Origin of the sequence: Prevotella sp. 885 (assembly GCF_002265625.1) — a bacterium.
Lineage (GTDB): Bacteria > Bacteroidota > Bacteroidia > Bacteroidales > Bacteroidaceae > Prevotella.
Genome location: NZ_NOVE01000054.1, coordinates 1 through 24,643 on the forward strand (window position 1 = coordinate 1; position 24,643 = coordinate 24,643).

Sequence of the window (24,643 nt, forward strand, 5' to 3'; positions counted from 1 at the left end):
CTCAGAATCATCATCCAGATCCATCTCTTGCGCAAATTCTATTCCTATGAATGTTGCAATTAATAGAAGAGGAAGTAACCAGGTATTTAGGTCATCTGTTCTATATTCGTTTTTTTCTATATAATCAATTACTCGACAATGTATTATACCGAGTTTACCCACCTTATTCGTAAGTTTTAATTGTATATACTCAGGAAGGTCAGGTTCATGGTATTCGTACACCTCTTTGGGTATAAACTGTGTATCAATCTCAGAGTCGGTAATAACTTTATATGTTACTTCAACGACCTTATCAAACACATATTGGAAGATATTACCGCTATCATATCGTTCAAACTTGATCTTGCTGAATGCTTGGACGAACTGAATCAAGATTTTCTCTGTCTCTTGCGACAATGCGAGTACTTGGTTATTTTCTAGCGGATTTATCCTGTTCATTGACAGAAAACCTGTTTCTATGTTTTCTACACTAATTGTTGAAAGCGAAACACCGTATTGAACTATTTTTTGCTGTATTTCTTTTATATTCATTCGTATCATACTAAAACGATTATAATATTTTTATTGCTATTGCTGCGCAGGCTTCAGCATCAGCAAGTGCATGGTGATGATTTTCCAAATCATAGCCACATCGAGCGGCTATTATATCAAGATTATGGTGTCCTTCTGGCCATACCTTTCGTGATGCAATGCAGGTGCAATGAAATTCATAGTCAGGATAGTCCATCTGATAGACACGGAATACGGCTTTCAGGCAACTTTCGTCGAATGCTTTATTGTGAGCAACCAAAGGCAGACCTTCAATCATAGGCTCAATCTGAGTCCACACATCGGGAAATATAGGCGCATCCATTGTATCGTCCAAAGACAAACCATGTACTTGGGAGCACCAATAATTATAGTATTCTGGCTCTGGCTTGATAATCGAATAGAATTTATCTACAATCTCACCATTGCGAACCACAACAATGCCAACAGAACATACTGAAGATCGTTCGTTATTGGCTGTCTCAAAATCTATTGCTGCGAAATTTTGCATTTTCTATTGTAATTGCTAAGTTGATTATTTGTGTTTTTCCTAACACACTTCATCAACAATCTTTATGTAGGATTTGATTAATTCTTCTTGTATTTATTCCACATGCGTTTAACCTTTCCGGCGATCTCTTTGCGAAGCCAAATAGGTTCAATCACCTCCATGTCTTCACCATTCCAAAGTATTTCTTGTTGAAAGTCAAAAGTAGGTTTTACTCTCAATTCAAAAACACTATACTGGTCATTACGCTCTTTTTCTACCTGGGACTCATGTAGTTTCAGATCGCGGATATAGTTTGCTTGTCCAGAATTTACTTTTAAGACAACCTTCTCTGTGTCCGTATCATCACCAGCTATTATGCCGTAACATCCATCAAAGTATTCTTCAGGAAGGAAATCATCAGGATATTCAAAGGTATGGCTTGATAAACGAAAATCTCGTATTCTGTCTAAGCAGAATATGATTCTGCGTTCTGTACTCCAACTCTCACCAACCATATACCAACGTTGACGGAAGAGTTTAACACATAGAGGCTTTAGATAATATTGCCTCTCATCATCGCGCCAGTAATTATAATATGTAATGTGAATAAGGCGGTTCTGCTTCATTGCACCAAGAATAGGCTGAAGGAACTCTCTTCCTGATGGTACATCTTCAAGGATGATTCTATCCTTTAGGCTTACATTGTTAATAAGCAGGTTACTTGTGCTAATGGTATCTATCATCCATGACTTTATACCCTTTTTCTCAATCTCATCGTCATTGAGAATGAAATAACGGTATTCTCCGCGATTCTCATTCTCGATAGTGAGGCCGAACATTTCCTCTATGGCAATACGCCACTTGTGAAATGTTCTCTTGGGAATCTCAATACCTTCACTGAGGTCATTGTCCAGCCACTTACGGTTAATGTCCTCCAGAGAGATTTTTCCTGCACGATGGATAGTATCAACTAACCATACGTATTTGTTCATCTGATTCTGTGCCATATACTATATCATTTAGCAAGATGTGAGAAATTAGGTATTGTTAACTACTCATCAAAAGCCACACCTGATATTTCTTTAACGCGTTTAGATACAAGACCATTATGTTTGTATTCTTGTAAGAACCTATGTACATTATTAGGAACTATTTGGATAAAACCATCTTCTGACTCATGTATTACATGATCCATTTTACCAATTAGATCCTTTGCCTGTGATTTGGTGATATTGTATTTCTTTGCGAAGGCTTCCCATGCAATTTCGTAATGATAGTTACGAATAGCTTCTACCAACTCTTTATGAGGCATTTTTTTTAGTATCTCCGCACCACCCAGATCAGAAATCAATGTTTCCAGGTCAGGAAACTTGCCAAGAGTAATAGCCATTGGTCCCAAATCAACATGACGATCTATAGAAGGAGATGCTACCTGTCTTGATTTACTGAAATCACGAATGATTCTATCCTCAATGTTCTTTAGGATATGATTTGATTTACAATAACTCCTGGTTGACGCTTGCAGTTCTTCTGTTAATGGAGCGATGGCTATTTCTGCAATGGTTCTTCCTTCTTTGTTTATTCCTCCATTTCCAGAAGGTTTAAGGGCAGCGACCCTTCTAAGTTCTTTTAATTCTATTTCGGATAATCCTTTCCTTGAAAGAACCTTTGATAAAGCTTTCTTCTTTATTTGGGCTCTCATCGATTTTTGAAGAGCCTTTTTTGTTTCGGCTTTTACAACTTCTGCTGCCTCTTGACGTCCAAAGTAACTTAACGTTTTACGTTTGATCTGTCCGCATGATGTTAGTAACAAAGTCATGCAGAGAATATAAATAATCTTTTTTGTCATAATGTTCCAAGTATTTGATTGGGTATATCTTGTGATAATATATACTTCATGTAATTGCTTATAACTTCGCTTTCAAGTTCATAGCTATACTTCATTGAGAACAGCATTATCACAAGAAAGAAAGTCACCGCTAAAAATATGTTAAAGATAGGTTTGAGACTTGACAAAAATTTCCTGAAATCCTGTTCAGAAATATCTAACAATCTGACAATCGGTCTTAAAACGACAAAACCAAAGATGAATCCTATGCAGAAAAGGGGTATAATTACAACATAGAAAAAGAGGAATAATAAGAAGTTGACTTTTGGTATAATAAACCATATGACTTCTACCAGATCAAACGAAGCCATCCATTCTGTTTTCTTCACCTTTTCCAGCGCAATATCATCAATTATAGATGTTTTCTTAATGGCGATTAAGTTAACAGGATTTATCTTTTCCTCATGAGATAAATTATAGATGTTTATTTCGTTATTAACATATGCTTGTATGCTATCAGATGACAATCCGCTTTTTTCAAATGACTCTTCCCATTTTGCAACTCTTGTTGAATCGTCTTCAATAACAGAGTCATATACCATTCGAAATATATTGGTTGAAAATACATTTGTTTTAGTTTCAATCGTCTGTGTAACCCTGTCTGAAATATAGTCCACCACCTTTACTGATAAGGTGTCGGAAAATTCATCAACCGTAAAAGATTTATAATCGCATGTATTTTGTTCTCTTTGCTCCGTTTCGTTTGAACACGCTGTTAAAAGCGTTACTATTACGATAAGCATTAAGAATGAAAAATGTCTTGACATGAACCCAGATATAAACATTGTATGAAAGTTTTATTTTTTAAATTTTGCCACAAAATTAACTACAGAGTGTGCCAAATTAGGGCATAGGTTTAAAATAAATACAAAAAATCATGAATTTACACCATTTCGAGCTCTGCAATATCGTTTTCCTTGCAGAAATCAAGGAACTCTTGTAGTGCTTCGAGGGTTGAATTTTCATCGATGAATCGCTCTATATGGAATGAATACAATCCCTGGACACAGCCTTTCTTTTTAAGCACAGTTTTAGTATGGTTGATGGATGCGTACTCTTTGTTGTTGACAATGTCCTCAACATCCCAAACCCAATCTTTCTTTTTCGGAGCCATTTCTATGAGGAAAAGCAGTTTTGAACCTGATTCTTCCTCAGAAGCGAACGTATTTATATTTACCCTGGAGTTACCAGAGTTCTCAAAATATCCTGTATCTGAATATTGAATAATACTAATTGCAATATTTGATCCATCATCTAAAGCAAGTTCGCCAAGGTAGTATTCAAAGACGTATGAATAGAGGAAATCCCATGCCCACATTCCATCTGGCATGTTTAGATAGGCATCTTTTCTGGGTTTCCAAATGTCATTTGAGTAATACTTAGTACCTTGCAGGTTCCCACCGAGGTCAAGCTTTGCCGAGATAAAACGAACAAGATCAAGCATTCTTGCCTGATATGAGTATATAAGTCTATGAGCCTTGCGAACATCGCAGAGAGCTTCTTTCAGTTCATTTACTTTTTCCATAATGGTATATTGGTATATTTAATTCTGTTCTGAGGTCTGTATAATCCTCTGAACATTATATGATTGTCAAATTCAAGTGTATCTGTTATCCATGATGCTGACTGTGCGTTCAAATTGATAGGCTTTAGAGTGTGAAGCCATGTGATGTTGAAGAATCCATGAATGGTAAAGGCATGTATGATGTCTGTCAAAAGCCTATGAATGTGTCCTTCTTCTAATGACATTTTGAGTTTATCAACGGCATGAAGCATATTGAACCAACTTGCTGTGTGGATTGGGTACTCAATGCCATCAACAATACATGTGCTATCAAGAAGGGATTCATTACCGCCCAGCGCTATAAAGATAAGCTCTTTATCAAGCTTCCCGTCATTTTCATTTAGTAGAGCCTTAATTTCATTTTCCCATTGATCATCATGCTGCATACCCGAAGCATCATATTTCTTTGCTTCGACAATGATATAGTAGTCCTTAGTGTCAATCCACACATCAGGTTCCACGAGAGTGGTGTTCCAGGTATCGGTGGCATCCCATCTATCCCAGAAATTTACAGATATGATAGCACCAACTGACTCCGGCAAGTTTGAAGACCTGCCACAAGAACTACGCAACAAATCCCAAAAGATGTCATCTGGCAGATACTGCATCAATCCCACCACCGAAGATGTCAGCGAATCCTCGGATGGTCTGAAATGTGGGTTCTCAAAAGAATCCTTCAGTTTCTTATGTAGTAATGCCTGTAGCATAATTGTTATATCACTATTTTCTATGGATTATGGTCACTGATATTTCTTGCCCAACCGCCTATCATATAGGCAAAGAGGGGAATATTCGTGAATGTAAAAGGTAAATCCTCCTTAAACTGATGATGATAAGTGCAGCTGCTTTCCTTGCCAATCTGTTCTTGGGTGCGTTCGTGGTACTCACTCTGCAATCCTAGTTCTCACATGTATTCAATACATTGCCATACAGTATTGGCTCGATGTCAATTTACTACCTGCACGAAGCAAGTCAGCCGACTCCCAAAGATCAGCTTCCGGTTTGCGTATGTTTATCTTGTTGTCTGCCATTTGATCTTTGCTTTAAGGTTGTTCATTGCTTACAAGGTCGCTCATCTTGACCTGTAGAATTTCAGCAATCTTTTTGATTGTCTCTAACGATGGCTGTGCTTTATTAGTACACCACTTACTGATGGTTGCAGGATCTTTTTCCATCTGTTCAGCCAACCATTTCGCAGTCTTATGCTGCTCAACAAGCACTACTTTCAATCTATTGAGGTCGTTATTTGCCATTTTACCAATTTTTAATATGGAGCAAAAGTACCAAAATTTCTTGTAAAACGTGCAGAAATAAACAAAAATATGACAAAAAACCGTCTTTTTCTTTGCTTTTTAGTTCAATTGAGATGAAGAATTGGCAAATATCTGGTTCTGTTTACAACAATTAGGGGGTGTTTTGAAAACACATCCTTTGGATGTCCAGATGTTTTATACGGTCTTACCACGAGTCAAATCGTCTCTCTGGTTTGACGTGGATAATTGAGTCATTTTTCGTAATTCACCGACTATATTGGAGGGTATCGCAATTTGCTAAACCCTTGACATACCTGACAAATTTAAGCATCAAGCACCTGCTCCGTGAATTACGGATATGATTTGAATGCTCAGGACTGTTTCTGTTTTTGGAAAATCCGATGAAAGGGAAGTGTATTCATGCAGAAACAATAAAGGCTGGCGACTACACTGATGGAGCCGTCAACCTTTGTTATTATGGGATGAGTTAAGTCAGGTTACTTGTCTGGGGTGTACGTTGACTTACCACCAAAGAAGCCCTTCAAAAGAGCACGAAGAGCGATGAAGAAAAGAACGGTCAAAAGCAAATCTTCCATAGTGAGTTTTGTATTAAGTTGAACTTCAAATCTTATATGCAAAGATAGCGATTTTCTGCGAATTAATCAAATATAATGCGTTAATAATCTGTAGAATACAAAGATAAAATAGGTATTTTGTTAGGCTTTATCATCACTAAAAGTATGCATCCAAACACATCGTCGCAAAATGCGACATTGGTTAAAACCGCTGCCCTAAAATCGGGTACTGGTTTTGGAAACCACATTCTTATTTTACGAATCCGGTTTAAAAACCGCATTGTCATTTTACCAATCTGGTTAAACCACAGGGGTGAAACACCACCCTGGTTTAACGAGCATGCATCAAGCCACAAACTCTTTCTTGACTCTCTGCACTGTGCTGATACCTTTCCCCGTGAGTTTGGCAACATCACGGATGGCATAGCCCTTGTTCAGGAGGTTTATGACCTCTCTATATTCTTCCCTCTTTTTATCCTGGGACTTGATGGAACCTGCAGGTCTGCCGAGTTTACCGCCTTTTTCAACATACTGCTTTCTACCTGAGTTCAGTCGGAATGAGATATTATCACGTTCCAACTGGGCACAGGTGGAAAGGGTCGCTATCATGACAGGAGCAAATAAAGATGGCTTGCCCTCATTGTCAAGAAGCGTGAACTGTTCCTTTTGAATATAGAGGTTGATGCCACAGTCAAGCAAATCCTTGACAGAGGCAAGAACCTCAAACGCATTCCTGCCCAATCTCGACAACTCGCTGACTAAAAGGACATCAATGCGATTTTCCTTGCAATACTTAATCGCCTCACACAACACAGGTCGCTCATCATTCTTCTTCGCACCAGAGATGTGTTCCTCGAAAACCTTGCGGACTTCCATCTTTTGATATACTGCATAGTCAGACAAGTCCTTGACCTGTCTGTCTGTGCTCTGTCTGTTACCGATACTGCTGACGCGAGCGTATATGACTGCCGTTTTAGTTCCCATTTTAATCAAAGACTTGATTGAACACCGAAATGCCTGTGTTCAGAGAATCTTTCAAGACTTTTTTGAATACAAACTTATTTTGAACACAAAGGATTCTCTTTAACCGAACAATCCATTAGTCAGATTGACTGCACCGACCTTTGATTCCATGACTACATCTGCATAGATTGTAGTTGTCTGCACATTCTGGTGACCAAGGAGTTTGCTTGTCGTGAGCAAGTCACTTCCAGCAGTAAGAGTCATAGTTGCAAAGGTGTGTCGGCTGCAATGGAATGAAATGACCTTGTTGATGCCAGCTCGCTTTGCCATGTGCTTCAGGGCTCTGTCGGCACACCCAATAGAAGGGGCATTTGGAAAGACGAGGTCAGAAGATGTCGCATCACCACGTTCGGGCATCCATTCTTTTGCCTTGATACCCAGAGGTACGATGACTGGATGCTTTGTCTTCTGCATTGATGGCACATGAATCACTTCACCCAAGTCTGTTTTCTCAATGTTACCCCATGTAAGTGCTGCCATGTCACCATGCCTGAGACCTGTGAAGCAACAGAACATGAAGGTTTGTTTAGTCTGAGGGCTACCTGTATAAACGTCTGCCATTTGCTTCAACTCTTCAACAGTCAGATACTCTCTGTCACTTGAAACTTTGTGGAGCTTGTCAGATTTCGCCATTTCAAAGAATGGGTTCCTGTGCATCAAACCTTGCTTGACAGCATAGTTGAACATTGCATTCATATTCTGTTGAACCAAAACCATCGTCTTTGGTGACAATGGCTTTGGATTGTCCTTGCTCTTGGTATTCTTATACACATCTTTTATATATATAAGGAAGTTCTTGTAGAAGTTCTTGTCAACTTTTGAGAGTAACATTCTCGGACGCTTGATGTAAGCAAGATAACTCTTGACTATTTTGATGGTTGATGTTAGAGTCCTATAATGGCTGTCCGAGATATTGTCATCCACCTTCTTATGTTCGATGTATTGATCCATCCACTCACTGAAGACTCTGTGGGGCAACTCTGGTTCCTCGTCATCCTCGACAGGTCGCTCTATGCCAAGGATGCGTTCAGCCTTTATCTTCTGAGCCAATGCCAGCGTTGCCTCATTGACACGTCTGTCTTCCTCAGTCCTTTCGGGAACGAGGAAGAGGTTAAGGCTTTCATAACGTCTCTTGTTACGACCCTCATAAAACTCCAGATATAACGTCTGATTGCCACTGGAGTGCTTTCTATGTCTCAGTTCTATCTTCATGAATTTTGTTCTGTGGTTTGGTTAGCAGTCTCATCGACTTTGTCAACAGTAGTGAAGAGATTGTCAACGAGGTTGACTGCTTCAACTTTCTTCTTATCAATGATTTTACTGTATATCTGGGTTGTTGTGATATTGGCATGTCCCAACAACTTACTTGTTGTGAAGATGTCTGCACCAAGGGTAATCATCATTGTGGCAAAGGTGTGGCGACTGCAATGGAAGGAAATCTTCTTGTTAATCTCAGCCTTCTTCATCCACTTCTTGATATGGTAGTTGATGGTGGCATCACTTGTTGGGAGGACAAACAACAACTCGTTTGGATCTTCTTTCTTTTCAAGGCAACGTAATGCTTCATTTGACAATGGCACGTTGACAATCTTTTGTGTCTTCTGCATCATTGTGTGAACATAGAGTGTTTCACCGTCCGATGTCTTGAATATCTTGTTCCATGCCAAAGAACGGACATCGCTCAGACGGAGTCCGGCAAAGCAAGCAAAGATGAAAGCCTTCTTGACTTGTTCGTTGGTACAAGGTGTGTCCATAAGTTTACGGAGTTCTTCAATGGTCAGATACTCACGTTCGTCACCATTGCCAGGCTGGAACTTCTCTCTTTTGTCAAGTGCCTTCATAGGATTGCCAATGATTAGACCATCCCTAACGGCACGATTCAAAGCACCATTCCATACAGCTTGGTGGTGATGGGCGCATCCTTCATTGATAGTTCGTCCTTCATGATACTTGGCAACGCTGTTCTTTGCAGTAGCAAGGAACTTCAGGAAACCACGGCAGAAGTCGGGTGTCACATCTTTAATACTAATGTACGTGAGACCTTCTTCATTAAGATACTCTTCCACCTTCTTGCGCATGTCACTTCTACCTTTGAGGGTAGATTGTGAGAAACCAAAGCTGTCATTCTCATATTCCTTCAGGAAGTCTATGAGTGAAATGCTTGAACGCTTTATCTTGTCATAGTGCTTGATGCTATTACCTTGAAGAGCAATGATGCGGTCAGCCTTGATCTTCTCGGCAATAGCACGAGTCTCGGCATTCCTCAGTTTGGCATCAGGGGCATTGGCAGGAATCAAGTACAGATTCAAGCTTTCATACTTACGAGTACCTTTCTGGTAAATGTCGAGGTAGAGACTTATGTTGCCGTTCGCAAGTTTGCGCTCACGAATACGTATAGGTTCTTTTACTTTTAGAGTCTTTTTAGGTCTTCCCATTCTACTTGTTTGGATTTAGTTGGATGATTACAAAATACACCTTTCTATGGGTGCAAAGGTATATATAATTTTTCATTCCACCAAACTTTCGCGTAACAAATCTGCAACACAAATGCACCAAATATTGCTTTTTAACAGAAGCGATTGCGATTAAAGTAAAATTTGCAATACGCTGATATGCAATTATATATGTTTACTTTCTTTGAGTTTGTTACGTTTTTGTTAGATGTCTCATTTCCTATACTTCGTGGGCTTTTATGTCCTTTTACTCTTTGATATAGTGCTCTGCATTCAGGTGGAGAACCTTACAGCCATTACCGAAAGTGAGCAGACGATGGCAGCATATCTGCAGAACTCGTTCTTCTCAGCCGGTTATCTGATGGCAGCAAGCATTGTGGCATTGAAATGTCTGAACCTCGTTCCAGACCTTGCTGCATGGATGATTCCTGAAGGAGATACAGCATTCTCTACCCGTAACTTCGGTGAAGGTGTGGCACAGCAAGCCAAGATTTCAACCCAGGGCATGATTAGCAAAGTGATGTAAACTGCAAATAATACATATATAATAAGATATGGTAATAAAGAATCTCGAAAACAAAATCAAGTTGGTGATGATTATCTGTTCACTCTTTCTTGTGGGCTGCATCATCATCTGTATCTCCAGCATTTGGACAGCCAAGCAAATGGTTTCAGATGCTCATCAGAAAGTGTACGTGTTGGATGGCAATGTTCCTATTCTCGTTCAACGCAGCACCATGGAAGAAACGCTCGATGTGGAAGCAAAAAGTCATGTGGAGATGTTCCATCATTACTTCTTCACTCTTGCGCCAGATGACAAGTACATCAAATATACAATGGATAAAGCCATGTATCTGGTCGATGAAACGGGTCTTGCGCAGTACAATACATTAAAGGAGAAAGGCTTCTACTCAAACATCATGGGTACGAGTGCCGTATTCAGTATCTTCTGTGACAGTATCAAGTTCGACAAGGAGAAGATGGAATTCACCTACTATGGCAGACAGCGCATCGAGCGACGTACAAGCATAATGACCAGAGAACTTGTGACGGCAGGTCATTTGAAGCGTGTTCCCCGTACTGACAACAACCCTCATGGATTGCTTATCACCAACTGGAGAACCCTTCTCAATAAGGATATAGAACAAAAGACCAAACTGACATATTGATATGGGATGGAAGAATATGTTTATCGGTGAAAAGATGCCAGACAAAGATGATCCTCAATATCGTCAGAGATATGAGACTGAGGTGCAGGCAGGACGCAAGTTTGCCAAGACTATGAAGCTTGATGTGCTTGCAGCCAAGGTACAACTGTTTGCTAATGACCATAAACGGTTGTTCCTCTACCTTGTATTTGGTTTCATAATCTTCTGTTTTGGTCTGAACATCTACAGGTTGGTAGTGGTGTATAGTCATCAACAGTCAAGACAAAGTGCTACGGAAAGGCAAGAGCAGATGTTGCGTCTGCGACACAGCAAAGTCTGGAAAGCTGTTGAAAATGCCTACACCACACATCCTACCATGAATAGAGATAATCAAAAGAATAATAACGAAAAGATAGAAAACGATGGACGCATTGAAAAAGATTAACTGGAAACAGACCAAGTATATGATACCACTTATCATCTACTTCCCTCTGTTGTTTGTCGGCTACTTCGTCATTGACCTCTTTCATACGGAGAAGGCAGAGATTCCTGATGGTCTCACAACGACAGAATATCTTAATCCTGACCTGCCTGATGCCAAGATGAAGGGAGACGGTATTGGTAACAAGTATGAGAGCATGCTCAAATCATACGGTAAGATAGACGATTATTCAGCAGTAGGAAACATTGAACGCAATGAAGAAGATACCAAGGAAGAGTATGATACAAAGTACTCAGATGAAGAACGTAAACTGGTTGAAGCCCAGGAAGCCGAGAAGCTCTCTGAGATGCAAAGGAAGCTACAGGAGAGCGCACAGAAAGGCCAGGAAATCGCCAAAGGCAACAATTCGGCAGAAAACGATCGCTTAGCTCGTGGCAAACAGCGTGAACAGGAAGCGATGGAAGAACTCAATCGAGCCATTGCTCAGGCAAGGATGCAGGCTCAGCAGGTCTCTACCCCATCCATGCAGGCCGAAGTGACTGCCAAAACTGGAGATGCAAAGGAAGGAAAGGTTGAAATTCCGGAAAAGAAGAAGACCAACGATGAACCGCAAGAGGTTGTCAAGAAGGTCAAGGTTACATCCGACTACTTCAACACCCTGTGCGACAATGACAAGGAAGCTGGACTTATCAAGGCTATCATAGACGAGAACATCAAGGCGGTGGATGGATCAAGAGTAAGACTTCGTCTGCTCGATGATATTGTCATCAATGAAGCGGTCATTCATAAAGGCTCCTACATCTATGCCACCATGAGCGGCTTCGGTTCACAGCGTGTCAAGGGTACAGTCAAGAGTATCATGGTAGATGATGACATCGTCAAGGTAAACCTTTCGCTCTATGATACCGACGGACTTGAAGGATTGTATGTACCAAGCAGCCAGTTCCGAGAAACCACGAAAGATGTTGGAAGCGGTGCTTTGAGCAATACTTCAACCCTTACCAACAGTACATCTACAGAAGGTGGCAACCTGGCAAGCTGGGGAGCACAAGCCGTTACCAATGCCGTTCAGAAGACAAGCAACGCCATTAGCAAAGCCATCAAGAAGAACTCAGCCAAGCTGAAATACGGAACCTTTGTGTATCTCATCAATTCACGTTCAAACCAGAAAGAAAAATAATAAAGACATATATGATTATGAAGACTATCAAGAAAATCTGCGCATTGGTAGTATGCGCATTAGCCTCCCTCCCATCCATGGCACAACAGACGTATCAGGAAATGGAGCAGCTTACCATCAATGAGAATGTCACAACAGTCATTACCGCCTCTGAGCCAGTCCGCTTCGTTGACATATCTACAGATGCAGTGGTCGGCGACCAGCCAATCAACAATACCATCCGTCTGAAACCCAAGGAAGGTGCAGCCGTACATGCAGATGGTGACATCCTTGCTATTGTGACGATAGTTACAGAGCGTTACAGAACCCAGTACGCTCTGATATACACTACACGAATGCAGGAAGCAGTCACAGACAAACAGATTCTTGCTTCGGAGAAGATTCCATACCATAATCCTTCTGTATCTATGAGTACTGAGGATATGACCAGATATGCCCGAAAGATATGGAACTCACCGGCAAGAATACGAAATGTGAGCACCAAGCAGCACAGAATGACCATGAGGTTGAACAACATCTACTCTGTAGGAGAATACTTCTTCATTGATTTCAGCATCGAGAACCGCACCAATATCCGCTTTGACATCGACGAGATGCGTATCAAGCTGAATGACAAGAAGGTTTCCAAGGCAACTAATGCCCAGATGATTGAACTTACGCCAGCTATGGTGCTTGACCAGTCCAAGACATTCAAATATGGTTATAGAAACGTTCTCGTCCTGAAAAAGATGACATTTCCTAACGACAAGGTGCTGACTATTGAGATTTCTGAGAAGCAGATTAGCGGAAGAACCATCAGTTTGGACATTGACTATGAAGATGTTCTGTATGCCGACTCATTCAATTCATACTTAATGATGGAGGAATAAGACGATGAAGAAATACATTTTGTCATTGATGATGGGACTGTGCGTTTCAGTCTCATCATTTGCCCAGAGCCATAGCGACCGAATATCCGTTGGTGCTGGAGCCTTATATCAGAGAGGCTTGTATGCCACAATCTCATGGGAACATGAAACACGCTACCACAACGCTTGGGAGTACTTCATCAACGGTTACATCAAATGGGATGAATGCGCATCATGCGGACACGTCTGTCCTGAGTCTTTCTGGAATAACTACCGTACATGGGGAATAGGCGCTGCCTACAAACCCTGTGTGGCAAGAGGCAGGAACAACTATGGAAACCTCCGAATTGGCGCAAGTGCTGGCAGTGACACTGACAAGTTTGTCGGTGGCTTGCATGTCGGTTACGAGCATAATTTTGCCCTACGTCATGGGTGGGGATTGTTTGTTCAAGCCAAATGTGATCTCACTCTTCCCAAACGGGAAGACTTGTTTCGCACTGGCATCGTAATAGGATTCAAGATACCCACATTAAAGAAATAGCAACAATGAAGATACTACATATCATTTGTGCTACTCTCATGGCAGTAGCATTTGCCTCATGCGATGAGCATCGAGACTTTCCTGATACGGCAATGAAGACCTGCGACATCCTCTGTACAGATGGCAAAGTCGTAAGATTCGAGGAAGTTAAGTCCCAAAACAAGACTCCTATTGCTGTGGTGTTCTATGTGAATCAGAACGAGGACATCCAAGGCACAGGCTATGCTGTCTATCTAAAGGACATTGAACCGTATGCCTATTCTGACTCTCTCGGAATAAAGCATAACACATCAGCTGATATTACTGCATTTGATGGCAATGGCAATACTCATGCTATGTATTCCACTGGAACTTCTCCTGCAGCTTCAGCAGTTTTTGACATGTGGCAATATGGTCAGAGTGCCTACATCCCTTCCGTTGCTCAGATAAAACTCTTGTATCAAGCACGTAGTGCGGTTAATACGTATATTCGCAAGTGCGGAGGCGATGTGATTCCAGACAATCCGGATGAGTGTTGGTATTGGACTTCGACAGAGGTTAAAAACCAGGAAACAGCCAAAGCCTGGCTATTCTCGTTAGCCTCAGGAGCGCTTCAAGAAACACCAAAGACGCAAGTACATAAAGTCCGTCCTATCATTACTTTATATAATTAGCATTAAATATTCACTATAACACAAGAATAAGGTTTCATGGAGGAAACAAAAGAATTACAGACCATGTATAAGATATTCCGCTGTCTTATATACTTATCATTGATAGTGGAGTTCTTTGAGTATGCGATAGATCCTGAGTTGCTAGACTATTGGGGTGGCATTGTTTGTGACATTCATAGCCGTGTAAAGAGGTGGTTTATCTATATGGATGGCAACCTCGTATGGAGCAAGATTGCTACCATCGTGCTTATCTGTATCACTTGCATTGGCACCCGAAACAAGAAACATTTGGAGTTTGATGCTCGTCGTCAAGTGTTCTATCCGTTGGTAGGTGGACTGTTCGTTACCATACTGTCTATATGGCTTTTCGGTCATCGTATGGATATGAGGTTCTATACCATCAGTCTGAACATCTGGCTCTACATGGCTGCCTCTATTCTTGGTACCATCTGCATCCATGTTGCCCTCGACAATATCTCCAAGTTCCTGAAGGAAGGATTGCTCAAAGACCGTTTCAACTTCGAGAACGAGTCTTTTGAGCAATGCCAGGAACTGCAGGAGAACAAGTATAGCGTAAACATCCCGATGCGCTATTACTACAAGGGCAAGTTCCGCAAAGGTTGGGTGAATATCGTGAACCCTTTCCGAGGAACATGGGTAGTCGGTACTCCTGGTTCTGGTAAGACTTTCTCCATCATCGAGCCGTTCATTCGCCAGCACAGTGCAAAGGGCTTTGCCATGGTTGTCTATGATTACAAGTTCCCTACGCTTGCGCAGAAGCTGTATTATCACTATAAGATAAACCAGAAAGCCGGAAAGGTACCACCAGGATGCAAGTTCAACATCATCAACTTTGTGGATGTGGAGTATTCCAGACGTGTAAATCCTATTCAGCAGAAATACATCGGCAACCTTGCTGCAGCCAGTGAAACGGCTGAAACTCTTTTGGAGTCTTTGCAGAAAGGTAAGAAAGAAGGTGGTGGCGGTAGCGACCAGTTCTTCCAGACATCAGCGGTCAACTTCCTGGCAGCTTGTATCTATTTCTTTGTCAACTACAAGAAGGTGCCATACGACAAGAACGGCAATCCTCTTATTGCAGAGATGACAACAGAGCCAAAGACTCATCGTCCGAAACCTACTGGCAGAGTCTTTGACCATACCGGCAGAGAGGTGGAGCCAGAGTATTGGTTGGGCAAGTACAGTGACATGCCACATATCCTTTCGTTCCTCAATCTCGATTACCAGACTATCTTTGAGGTTTTGGAAACGGATCCTGAGGTTGCTCCTCTCCTTGGCCCATTCCAGACAGCCATGAAGAATAAGGCAATGGAACAATTGGAAGGTATGATTGGTACACTCCGTGTCTATACCTCCCGATTGGCTACCAAGGAGTCGTATTGGATATTCCATAAGGATGGTGATGACTTTGACCTGAAGGTGTCAGATCCGAAGAATCCTTCATATCTGCTCATTGCCAATGACCCAGAGATGGAAAGTATCATTGGTGCATTGAATGCTTTGATTCTGAACCGCCTCGTCACCCGTGTCAATACTGGTCAAGGCAAGAATATCCCTGTCAGCATCATCGTGGACGAGTTGCCTACTCTCTACTTCCACAAGATTGACCGACTTATCGGTACTGCCCGAAGCAACAAGGTTAGCGTGGCTCTGGGTTTTCAGGAGTTGCCACAGCTTGAATCTGACTACGGAAAGGTGGGTATGCAGAAGGTTATTACAACTGTAGGTAACGTGGTGAGTGGTTCAGCAAGAGCAAAAGAAACTTTGGAATGGCTCTCCAACGACATCTTTGGCAAGGTAGTTCAGTTAAAGAAAGGTGTAACCATCGACCGCGACAAGACCTCCATCAATCTCAATGAGAACATGGACAGCCTTGTTCCTGCCAGTAAAATCTCAGACATGCCAACTGGTTGGATATGCGGTCAGTCTGCTCGTGACTTCATTAAGACCAAGACCGGACGAGGTGACAGCATGAATATCCAGGAATCAGCAGAGTTCCAGACCTCTAAGTTCTATTGCAAGACGGACTTTGATATGAAGAAGATTGCTGAGGAAGAAGCTGACTATGCGAACTATAAAATACCGAAGTTCTATACCTTCCCATCCAAGGATGCCAAGGAGCGAATCCTGTATCAGAATTTCGTGAGTGTAAACCTCGATGTCAAGAATATGATTGACGAGATAAACAAATTCAAGATAAAATGACTTTCAGAAAGATTATATTATTCCTGCTTATATCATTGAGTCTGGTTGCAAATGCCCAGGCTCGGATGCCGACAAAGCGGCCGGCATCAACACCGGCTTCCATATTCGAGTTGCCACCTTTCGAGCGTGCGGTATGCTGCATTAGGTTCTATGAAGGTATGCACAGAGCTAAGGACTATCCTTATGTAGGTTATGGACATAAGCTCAGACCTGGAGAGCGTTACTCTGCTAATATGTCAACACATGAAGCAGAGCAACTTCTTCGTAAAGACCTCAGAGAGTTATGCGCTATGTTTCGTTCCTATGGTCAAGACTCCCTACTCCTTGCTGCATTATCATATAATATCGGACCATACAAGGTGACCGGATATAAAGGCAAATACCCTAAAAGTTCTGTTTTAAAGAAACTCGAAGTAGGCAACCGGAACATCAGAGACGATTATGTGAACCATTGCCATTGGCGAGGGAAACGAATCCCTTCCATTGAGCGAAGACGGTATGCAGAACTCATGTTATTATTTACTCCATGACAGAAAACAAATCAATCAAAACTGTTTTAGACGGTATCACATTCCTATCCACTGGCAGATACTATGATGGTATCAACCGGTGGGTAGCCCATAAAGTGAAAGAAGGAGACCATGATGCCATAGACTATGCTGCACGTCAGATAGCAAAGCTGTTACCACAAAATGCAATTCTCGTTCCTATCCCTGGACATCATGGCAAAGCCGAACAGGCCATGCAGTTGGTAACGGCAATCTCGTCATATACTCGTCTCCCTATTGTTGATGCCCTCCGCGGCATAGAGCGAGACTCACAATATGATGCCAAGAAAAGAGGCCAGACGCTTTCAGCCGAAGATATGGGGTTCTACAGACATAAAGACTTGCCCTCGAATCGTACACCTTATCTTATAGACAATGTAGTAGATACAGGCAATACTGCAAAGGCTGCTATCAAAGCACTTGGCTGTGGAACAGTTGCTTCATTTGCTATGAGCGATACTCTTCTACAAAGAGAAGAAACCAGAAGTCTTCGTCGATAACACAATTATAAAGATTGATTTATGCCCAAACCAAGAAAGAAACAAATAAAGCCAATCGCAACTGAAACAATCTACCATTGTAGGGATTGTGCTAAAAGTTACGATTGGCATTGTAAAGCTTTAGACGGCCACCTTATCCTGTGTCGTTGTCCACACAAGCAGGAAGGTGGCCGCTATTGTATATTTCTTAATGACCCACAATGTGAGCATTTCGTGAAACGGCTTGACGAAGAGAGTTCTATGCAATAGACAACTCTCTATTCGACAAATTATAGATCATCCATAATCTGTTTTCTCAACTTTTCTTGGTTGGCGTTATCGAAGTAACTGAGCATTACATAGCAAGTCATGCTCTGATGGGTAATCTCTAATTGGATTTCGCCATTATCTCCGTTAAAGATACAATAGTATTTGCATCTGTCCATTTCCAATTCATACTTTTTCGAGCTGTCATCATTGACATAATCGTGTTGGAAATTTTCTACACAATCTTTGGGGTCTCCATATTTTTCTGAGAGCATGGATTTGTAGTTGGAATAACAGCGTTCCAAATCTCCCCACTTATCCATAGCAGGGAATATAACGGAAACTTTACAGATCATTCCGCTTTTATCAGCCACTGCACCAATGGTGCAGTCTTTATAACCGGCAAATTCACCTTTTAATAAAGATACACCATCTTGAACGCCAATAGGCATAAATCCTTTGGCCTTCAACTTGCTTGTGAATGTCTGAAGGGTACCCTCCATAGGAACACCCTTAAATTTCATGTGCTCTGTTTGTGCAGAGCAAACACCGACAATAAATGTCAGTAATAAAGTTAACAGAAAATGTTTCATAAATACTTAATTTTATATACTTATCCTTGAATTTAATATGCCTTGAATCCAAATAACTTTGTAAAGTATGGCATCTCTTTCTCTGCAAGGTCATTTATGCGTTTTGCGGCATATCCTTCGTTTCTGTTGATTGCATCCATCAGCCAAGTCTCAAAAATGAAACTTGATGTTAAATCGACATCTTTGGTATATCCCGTTATCATTCTTGCTTTTGTCAACTGCTTGAACATCTTGATATCTTCTTCACGCATTTTTAAAGTACTGCAACTTCCAAAATGTACGTTTCTACCTTCAAATATCCCAAGGTTCTCCTCTTTCTCAGCGAAAGCCATCAAAGCCAAATCTGTCTTGTCAGCAAAACAGATGCACTTCTTCTGTCCATGAAAGCACAAATAGATAAGGTCATAGGCTTTGTAACTTGGCTGTTGGAGATGATCGATATAATAATTGAAATCAGATTCTGTGGCTACCTGCCTAAAAGTATATTCAATATTAATCGCATTCTCCAGAAAGTCAAGCAAAGGCAATACTGTAGACTTTTTCTTTAAGTCGTGCATGCTCTGATCCCATTCTGTTTCCAAGCAAAATATTTTATTCATCGTATTTTATTTTTATAGTTCATACACGTTTTGTATTATTGAAATCAATTTGTTCATTACATCATAAGTCATTGAGGCTTGAATATTGATGACTGACAAATATATCCATGAGTTTATTCGTAAGTGATTGTGAAATGCGTTCGTCTGGTTGATATTTACCTTTTAGCAGTTCTTTTGGCAAATACAGTTCACAATCCTCCATTATAACGGGGCCAACCACGTTCGTTAAAACATAGCCAGTACAGTCATCAACTCGATGCAGATCTTCAATGTCTTCAAGGAATGGCATGGTTTGTTCACCAATGGCAATTGTTTTCATAAGATACATGAAATACTGCTCACCATCATAATACAAGAATACCACTTTATCACCTTTATTTGGTAAGTCACGCTCCCAAGGAGGAAAACCACCCCAACGAAAATAAGTATATCCTTTCTGCCACAGTTCGTCAGCCATATGTTTCCATTTGTCCTCTTCTGTAACAACCATCATTCGTAGTCGAAAGTCATCTTTTTCAGGCTCTTCTTCGACATCTTTGTTTTTTATAAAGATAGAGATGTGAATGCGGTCACTGTAAGGCGCATCCTTTCTTAGTCCACTGATTTCAGTTTCAAAGACATCTTGCCACCCCATATCAAGTAGTGCAGCCAACGACTTATTTACCTTTCTTGGTATATATCCAAGAGTTGGTTCAACGTCCTCGTATTCAGATCCTTCATCACCTGCTATGGCTACTGCTACGGCATTTTCATCATGGACGTTGTATTTCTCACGAACAAGGACCAGTTTCGAACCGTCTTGTAGCTCGTCCCAAATATCATCAATGTTGTAAAACGCTGCACCTGCTATGTTACATTCCAGGAACAATTTTCTTTTCTCTATAGGAAAAAAGTCCATATTCCCTTCTATCGGATCGTCTGGAACAGGTCCATCTTCAATAGCAAGGTCACCTTGTAAAGGCATAGGCATACCTTGCGTTCTTTCGGAATCGTCATCAGGAACAAGAAGAGAATAATCTTCTACCTTAGTTTTGGATAGATAATTTCTTACCATTTCCCTAAGTTTGGCATCTTCAGAAATATCGGTAATACCTTTAGCTTCCAGCTTTTCTTGAAGATCAGCCAATTCGCCATCACACTTCGGGCAAGTGCCTTGACACTCACCTTTATGATTACATTCTGAAGGCGTATATTCCACGCCATACTTGTCCGCAACATAAGTACGGATAGCTTTCAGTATCTCACATTTTTCTTTTCCTTTTCTCATATCGAACTATTGTTTTGAATCAAATTTAGCTTCTCGTTCTATGTATTTGATTTGAGAAATGTTCTTAAATCCCATCCTCTTCAATTTATTAATGCTTCTATCGACATCTACCTGCGTGTTGAAATGAGGAATAAGAGGCACTTTGATTGTAACTTTATCTAATGGCACAAACTTTTTTAAGGTATGGAGTTGCAAATGAATATCAGAAGTCACCTTCGTATAATTCTTGTATATAGAATCATTCATATCCTTAACATCAACAATCCATTCATTTATATATTTGGACAAAGCCTCTATAGTCTCAAATGAACAATGAAGAGATGTCTCTATTGTCAGTTTCCAATTTCTGGGGCATAGTTTAGCAAACTTAATGATAAAATCCGCATTCATTGTAGGTTCTCCACCTCCAAAACATATACCTCCACCAGTGGATTGAAAGTAGATATTATCAATCTTCACAACATCAAACAATTCCTTTGGTGTAAGCATCATTATGCCTTTTTGCAAAGATCTACCATCATTTTCATATATTGGGGCATGACATTGATCATTCAGGCAGTACCTACACTTCAATGGGCATCCCATGAAGGCAACGAGTGTAGTAACCCCATTTCCATCTATGCCCATACGATGTCGGCTTATACCGAATATTGGTCTTTCCATATTATATTTGTCCATCTTGTCTTAAATGAATATTTTACCACATTTAACTTTTCTAATAAACTCCTCTGTATCAAACTCAGCATTTCGCCATCTACACGATACACTATGCCCATGTTCACTATTAAACAGTCCAACTATATTTTGGATGTCTTTAGGCAGTTTCTCCATGCCAAAGTTGTACAGAGCATAAGGCATCTTGTTATAATAAGCACCAGCAATGGCTCCAGTTATAGCTCCCATTGTATCTGCATCACCTCCTAACGAGATACATAACCGCAAAGCATCCTCATAGTCTTTGCTGTCGAGAAAAGCAATGATGGATTCTGGCACTGTACCTTGACAACTGCCGTCAAATCCATATGTTGGGCGTATATCATCGCAACTTCTGTTAAGATTGTAACCGAAGGTATCAGTGATAAAGCGGCGTATATCTTCCTTAGAGTTAGCAGTCCTTGCCATAAAAATAGCAGCTGCCGTTGCCTGTGCTCCCTTAATGCCTTCGGGATGATTGTGTGTCACTTCGGCACATATCTTTGCAACTTTAATTGTTTCTTCCAATGTATCAAAAGCAAAGCCGACTGCAGACACACGCATAGCAGAACCATTGCCCCATGAATTATATGGTTTCGGATTGTCTTTGCGTAGCCACTGTGAGAACATGTTACCATATGCCCCCATAGGATTTGGATATTTGTGTCCCCATTGCTGCATACGTTCAACTAATCCCTTCTTGGTATGCCGCTTATCGTTCAAAATCCAGTCAGCCACAGCAATGGTCATTATAGTGTCATCGGTGTAGTCCATCCTCTTGTCTTGGATGTTTATATCCGTTGACTTGTGCTGATCAAACTCATAGATACTTCCTGCAATGTCACCTAATATAGTTCCCATGAGCATTGGGCAGTACACGTTGACAGGATTCTTTTGATGTTCATTACTTTTTCTTAAAACATTAGTATAGTCAAGAGCTTCGTACCAACTGCGAAACGTATCAGGCGTCTCGCACCAACCCCAATGGCAGAAACGGTTGTAAAGAATTGCCTTCATGGATATTGGCACCCCATCATTGGCACAGAAATCGCCAAGCCCTTCTCTTATGTAACACAGGGTTTCGTTCAATAGATAATCATCATTATTAAAATGAAATCTAACCCAATATCCTTCATATTGATGACCCACATGAGCACCACAATCCTCCGGAATATTTTTGCCATAGTAGAAACAATGTTCAAGATAAGGAGCTACTATTATGTCATAGAACTCTTTGGGAAGATATATGTTACAAACTGCTATAGCTTGCTTGAATAGTGACGCTATCTCTTCATCCTTAAAACCTGCTATGCCACAGCCTATACGTGTGACGAGGAACTTCTTCTCCTGATGTTCCTTTGCAAACTCAACAAACTCGTCAACGTATGGTTTGATAGTTTCCACACCTCCTTGCATGGTTGGTATGGCATAAGCTTGGCCTGTCAACCCTACACCTACTCCCCATTGAGCTCCAAATTTATTATGTGCAGCTTTGCTGCACCCCCAAGATGTTTTCCTGCAAGATTACTACCAAAGACGAAAATTTCATCCTTTTCAAGCATATCTATTCTACCCGAAGCTATATTGGGGTTTTCCGTTCTATTCTTGCTCATAATCTTACTATTTTTACGTTTATGATTAACTCTCAGATGTCAGTTTCTCCCAATCTATGATAAAATCAGGATTTTGACTTTCCATCCATTTCAAGTATTGAACATCATCGTTATAGACGCTTTGCAGGGTTTTACCCCGATATTTACCGAATGTTATCAAATCATCCGGTTGCAATGTCTTTAGATTACTTCTGTGATATTCAATTATAGAGTCTATATCAGCTAACAATCGCTGAGACTCAATGATTGCCCACTTTACATAGTTCCAGTCTGCATCAATAACTTCTCTAATAGATTTGTTCTTATATTTTCCGAATGTAAACACATCATCCAATCCAAGTACTTTAACTTCATGCTCTTTTGCACCTTCTCCCTGTATTTCAAGTAATGCCCAGGAGCCACAACCGCAGTTTGGTATTGGCTGAGGTTCCGTATCTTCCTTCTTACACCAACATAATTCTGGTGTGTCTGAAGTATCTGCCCTTTCACCATTACGATAATAGAAGCCATAAGCGGTACCATACTTACCAAATCTGCCATGTGGTTCTACTCTAACAACCTGAACGTATTGATTTCTGTACCAAGCAGATACTCTACCATCAGGAAACCTTTGGGCAGTAAAAGGTAGAACCCTACCAATATCATAGTAGAGCTCCATTATATTGTTTTGTGGAAACTTGCAATTTATTGCATCTACAAGTTTCTGTTTATCTTCTGTATTCATACTTATAAATTATCTGTTCTCCAATCGAGCAATTCATCATCCGTTGTTGTTGGATAGTTGTAATGCTCAATCAATTCTCGTTCCGTAAATGTTCTTTTGAAAGTACTGCCTAAAAGCAGAACTATCATATCATCCACCCTTCTGTTGCACTCTTGGAGCTTGGAATTGTAAAGCCCTTGAAGAGCCTTTGTACCAATGTATGCTCCTGTACGTGCCTCCAAGATGCCAGAGAAAGTGTTTTCCAACTCCTCTGTAGCAATCCTATAACGAAGAAGAACATTCAGAAGTTGCTCTCTGTCCTCGTTTAGCTGAAATTGTTTCAGCAGATGTTCCATTCGCCATGATTCATCGGACACTTCACAAAGCTTCTTTTTGAGTTGTTCAAAGTCCGACACATCGATATTCGATTCCGACAGAACTTTTCTGTTGTCGAAATTTGAGAATACAAGGCTGATGATTTCGAATGGATCCGACTCTTTCAAATTGTAATCGAGATAACCACTTATTACAGCTGCTACCCTACGAATCCTTACCTGGCTGTCCCAAGGAAGGTTTTGAAAAGGAATCGTGTCATTCGTCATCCAGGCGATGCCTATATATTCCCTCACTAATCTGTTGGCATCCCATGAAGCATTTTTGCCTTTAGAATTATATTCTATTTGAGCTTTTTTCATATCATTGTTTATTAAAAATCTCAATTCTTTGGCAAAGGTAAATCTCATTTATGCAGCCTATCTGCATCTCAAAATAAAAATCGATAAAATCTTCTTGAATGCCTTAAACACCCAATTTTGGGGCAAAGATACGGACCACTGGAAAAAGTGTGTGGATATCGTAGTACAATAAAAACACTATATTGTCCGTTTATAAAGTCAAAGAACGGATAAATATGGAAAAGTATAGACTCCTTGCAGAATGTCTTTTGCCCGAACACATGCTGGATTGGTTCGACCTTAAAGACGTGTTTGTAGAGCAAAAGAAAGAAACAAAGCTTGTTCACATATACCTTGACGAAAACGAGCTGAGACCAGGTGACAGAACCGATATTCGT

General features: G+C 40.7%; 27 protein-coding genes and 2 pseudogenes. 10 read left to right on the forward strand and 19 right to left on the reverse strand.

Annotation, left to right across the window (positions count from 1 at the left end):
* The 11 genes from CHL74_RS12800 to CHL74_RS12850 all read right to left on the reverse strand — a co-directional run.
* The coding region (locus CHL74_RS12800) for a hypothetical protein (protein WP_176452263.1) at positions 1–540 on the reverse strand (540 nt) is incomplete at its 3' end.
* 10 nt (positions 541–550) lie between these two features.
* The gene (locus CHL74_RS12805) at positions 551–1,039 is read right to left on the reverse strand and encodes a 3'-5' exonuclease (RefSeq protein WP_094881606.1); all 489 of its coding nucleotides are present in this window, start codon (positions 1,037–1,039) and stop codon (positions 551–553) included.
* 77 nt (positions 1,040–1,116) lie between these two features.
* Positions 1,117–2,025, reverse strand: coding sequence for a WYL domain-containing protein (locus CHL74_RS12810; RefSeq protein ID WP_094881607.1), 909 nt, complete (start codon positions 2,023–2,025; stop codon positions 1,117–1,119).
* Positions 2,026–2,069: 44 nt separating this feature from the next.
* A complete protein-coding gene (locus CHL74_RS12815; protein WP_094881608.1) occupies positions 2,070–2,867 on the reverse strand; it encodes a hypothetical protein in 798 nt (265 codons plus the stop codon).
* Positions 2,864–3,649 carry a hypothetical protein gene (locus CHL74_RS12820; protein WP_141241335.1) on the reverse strand — a complete coding sequence of 262 codons (786 nt, stop codon included), beginning with the start codon at positions 3,647–3,649 and terminating at the stop codon, positions 2,864–2,866. The genes CHL74_RS12815 and CHL74_RS12820 overlap by 4 nt, the downstream gene beginning before the upstream one ends.
* A gap of 140 nt (positions 3,650–3,789) precedes the next feature.
* Positions 3,790–4,431, reverse strand: coding sequence for a hypothetical protein (locus tag CHL74_RS12825; protein WP_094881610.1), 642 nt, complete (start codon positions 4,429–4,431; stop codon positions 3,790–3,792).
* Positions 4,419–5,177, reverse strand: coding sequence for a hypothetical protein (locus tag CHL74_RS12830; RefSeq protein WP_094881611.1), 759 nt, complete (start codon positions 5,175–5,177; stop codon positions 4,419–4,421). The genes CHL74_RS12825 and CHL74_RS12830 overlap by 13 nt, the downstream gene beginning before the upstream one ends.
* Before the next feature lie 336 nt (positions 5,178–5,513).
* Complete coding sequence (locus tag CHL74_RS12835; protein WP_094881612.1) at positions 5,514–5,723, reverse strand: helix-turn-helix transcriptional regulator; 210 nt, start codon at positions 5,721–5,723, stop codon at positions 5,514–5,516.
* A 920-nt stretch (positions 5,724–6,643) separates the two neighbouring features.
* Entirely contained in the window at positions 6,644–7,282 is a 639-nt protein-coding gene (locus tag CHL74_RS12840; RefSeq protein ID WP_094881613.1) for a recombinase family protein, read from the reverse strand.
* A 99-nt stretch (positions 7,283–7,381) separates the two neighbouring features.
* Positions 7,382–8,533 carry a site-specific integrase gene (locus tag CHL74_RS12845; protein ID WP_094881614.1) on the reverse strand — a complete coding sequence of 384 codons (1,152 nt, stop codon included), beginning with the start codon at positions 8,531–8,533 and terminating at the stop codon, positions 7,382–7,384.
* Positions 8,530–9,756: a site-specific integrase gene (locus tag CHL74_RS12850; RefSeq protein WP_094881615.1), complete on the reverse strand. Its 1,227-nt coding sequence runs from the start codon at positions 9,754–9,756 to the stop codon at positions 8,530–8,532. Before CHL74_RS12850 ends, CHL74_RS12845 begins: the two co-directional genes overlap by 4 nt.
* Positions 9,757–9,994: 238 nt before the next feature.
* Here CHL74_RS12850 and CHL74_RS12855 point away from each other — a divergent pair.
* From CHL74_RS12855 to CHL74_RS12900, 10 genes and pseudogenes are all read left to right on the forward strand, one after another.
* Positions 9,995–10,300, forward strand: a pseudogene (locus tag CHL74_RS12855) (hypothetical protein); the annotation flags it as partial.
* 28 nt (positions 10,301–10,328) lie between these two features.
* On the forward strand, positions 10,329–10,943 hold the full coding sequence (traK, locus tag CHL74_RS12860; RefSeq protein WP_094881616.1) for a conjugative transposon protein TraK: 615 nt from the start codon (positions 10,329–10,331) through the stop codon (positions 10,941–10,943).
* A gap of 1 nt (position 10,944) precedes the next feature.
* On the forward strand, positions 10,945–11,367 hold the full coding sequence (locus CHL74_RS12865; protein WP_094881617.1) for a hypothetical protein: 423 nt from the start codon (positions 10,945–10,947) through the stop codon (positions 11,365–11,367).
* Positions 11,345–12,544, forward strand: a complete 1,200-nt coding sequence (gene traM / locus CHL74_RS12870; RefSeq protein ID WP_094881618.1) for a conjugative transposon protein TraM — start codon at positions 11,345–11,347, stop codon at positions 12,542–12,544. Before CHL74_RS12865 ends, traM begins: the two co-directional genes overlap by 23 nt.
* Before the next feature lie 17 nt (positions 12,545–12,561).
* The gene (gene traN, locus CHL74_RS12875; protein ID WP_441339056.1) at positions 12,562–13,413 is read left to right on the forward strand and encodes a conjugative transposon protein TraN; all 852 of its coding nucleotides are present in this window, start codon (positions 12,562–12,564) and stop codon (positions 13,411–13,413) included.
* 4 nt (positions 13,414–13,417) lie between these two features.
* Positions 13,418–13,933, forward strand: coding sequence for a hypothetical protein (locus CHL74_RS12880; protein WP_094881620.1), 516 nt, complete (start codon positions 13,418–13,420; stop codon positions 13,931–13,933).
* A 5-nt stretch (positions 13,934–13,938) separates the two neighbouring features.
* A complete protein-coding gene (locus CHL74_RS12885) occupies positions 13,939–14,586 on the forward strand; it encodes a hypothetical protein (protein WP_094881621.1) in 648 nt (215 codons plus the stop codon).
* Between the two features lie 36 nt (positions 14,587–14,622).
* The gene (locus CHL74_RS12890; protein ID WP_094881622.1) at positions 14,623–16,809 is read left to right on the forward strand and encodes a type IV secretory system conjugative DNA transfer family protein; all 2,187 of its coding nucleotides are present in this window, start codon (positions 14,623–14,625) and stop codon (positions 16,807–16,809) included.
* Positions 16,806–17,339 carry a glycoside hydrolase family protein gene (locus CHL74_RS16615; RefSeq protein WP_094881623.1) on the forward strand — a complete coding sequence of 178 codons (534 nt, stop codon included), beginning with the start codon at positions 16,806–16,808 and terminating at the stop codon, positions 17,337–17,339. The genes CHL74_RS12890 and CHL74_RS16615 overlap by 4 nt, the downstream gene beginning before the upstream one ends.
* The gene (locus CHL74_RS12900) at positions 17,336–17,857 is read left to right on the forward strand and encodes a phosphoribosyltransferase (RefSeq protein WP_094881624.1); all 522 of its coding nucleotides are present in this window, start codon (positions 17,336–17,338) and stop codon (positions 17,855–17,857) included. Before CHL74_RS16615 ends, CHL74_RS12900 begins: the two co-directional genes overlap by 4 nt.
* A 269-nt stretch (positions 17,858–18,126) precedes the next feature.
* Here the strand turns inward: CHL74_RS12900 and CHL74_RS12905 are convergent, their stop codons facing one another.
* The 8 genes and pseudogenes from CHL74_RS12905 to CHL74_RS12940 form a co-directional block, all read right to left on the reverse strand.
* On the reverse strand, positions 18,127–18,696 hold the full coding sequence (locus CHL74_RS12905; RefSeq protein WP_141241336.1) for a hypothetical protein: 570 nt from the start codon (positions 18,694–18,696) through the stop codon (positions 18,127–18,129).
* Between the two features lie 32 nt (positions 18,697–18,728).
* A complete protein-coding gene (locus tag CHL74_RS12910) occupies positions 18,729–19,295 on the reverse strand; it encodes a DUF6642 family protein (protein ID WP_094881626.1) in 567 nt (188 codons plus the stop codon).
* Between the two features lie 61 nt (positions 19,296–19,356).
* A complete protein-coding gene (locus tag CHL74_RS12915) occupies positions 19,357–20,562 on the reverse strand; it encodes an HIRAN domain-containing protein (protein ID WP_094881627.1) in 1,206 nt (401 codons plus the stop codon).
* 6 nt (positions 20,563–20,568) lie between these two features.
* Positions 20,569–21,225: a radical SAM protein gene (locus CHL74_RS12920; protein WP_094881630.1), complete on the reverse strand. Its 657-nt coding sequence runs from the start codon at positions 21,223–21,225 to the stop codon at positions 20,569–20,571.
* A 21-nt stretch (positions 21,226–21,246) separates the two neighbouring features.
* Positions 21,247–22,272, reverse strand: coding sequence for an ADP-ribosylglycohydrolase family protein (locus CHL74_RS12925; RefSeq protein ID WP_441339057.1), 1,026 nt, complete (start codon positions 22,270–22,272; stop codon positions 21,247–21,249).
* Positions 22,273–22,470: 198 nt separating this feature from the next.
* Positions 22,471–22,868, reverse strand: a pseudogene (locus CHL74_RS12930) (A1S_2505 family phage non-structural protein); the annotation flags it as partial.
* A 25-nt stretch (positions 22,869–22,893) separates the two neighbouring features.
* Positions 22,894–23,592: an exodeoxyribonuclease X C-terminal domain-containing protein gene (locus tag CHL74_RS12935; protein WP_094881628.1), complete on the reverse strand. Its 699-nt coding sequence runs from the start codon at positions 23,590–23,592 to the stop codon at positions 22,894–22,896.
* Between the two features lie 2 nt (positions 23,593–23,594).
* Positions 23,595–24,266 carry a hypothetical protein gene (locus CHL74_RS12940; protein ID WP_094881629.1) on the reverse strand — a complete coding sequence of 224 codons (672 nt, stop codon included), beginning with the start codon at positions 24,264–24,266 and terminating at the stop codon, positions 23,595–23,597.
* Positions 24,267–24,643: the final 377 nt, after the last annotated feature.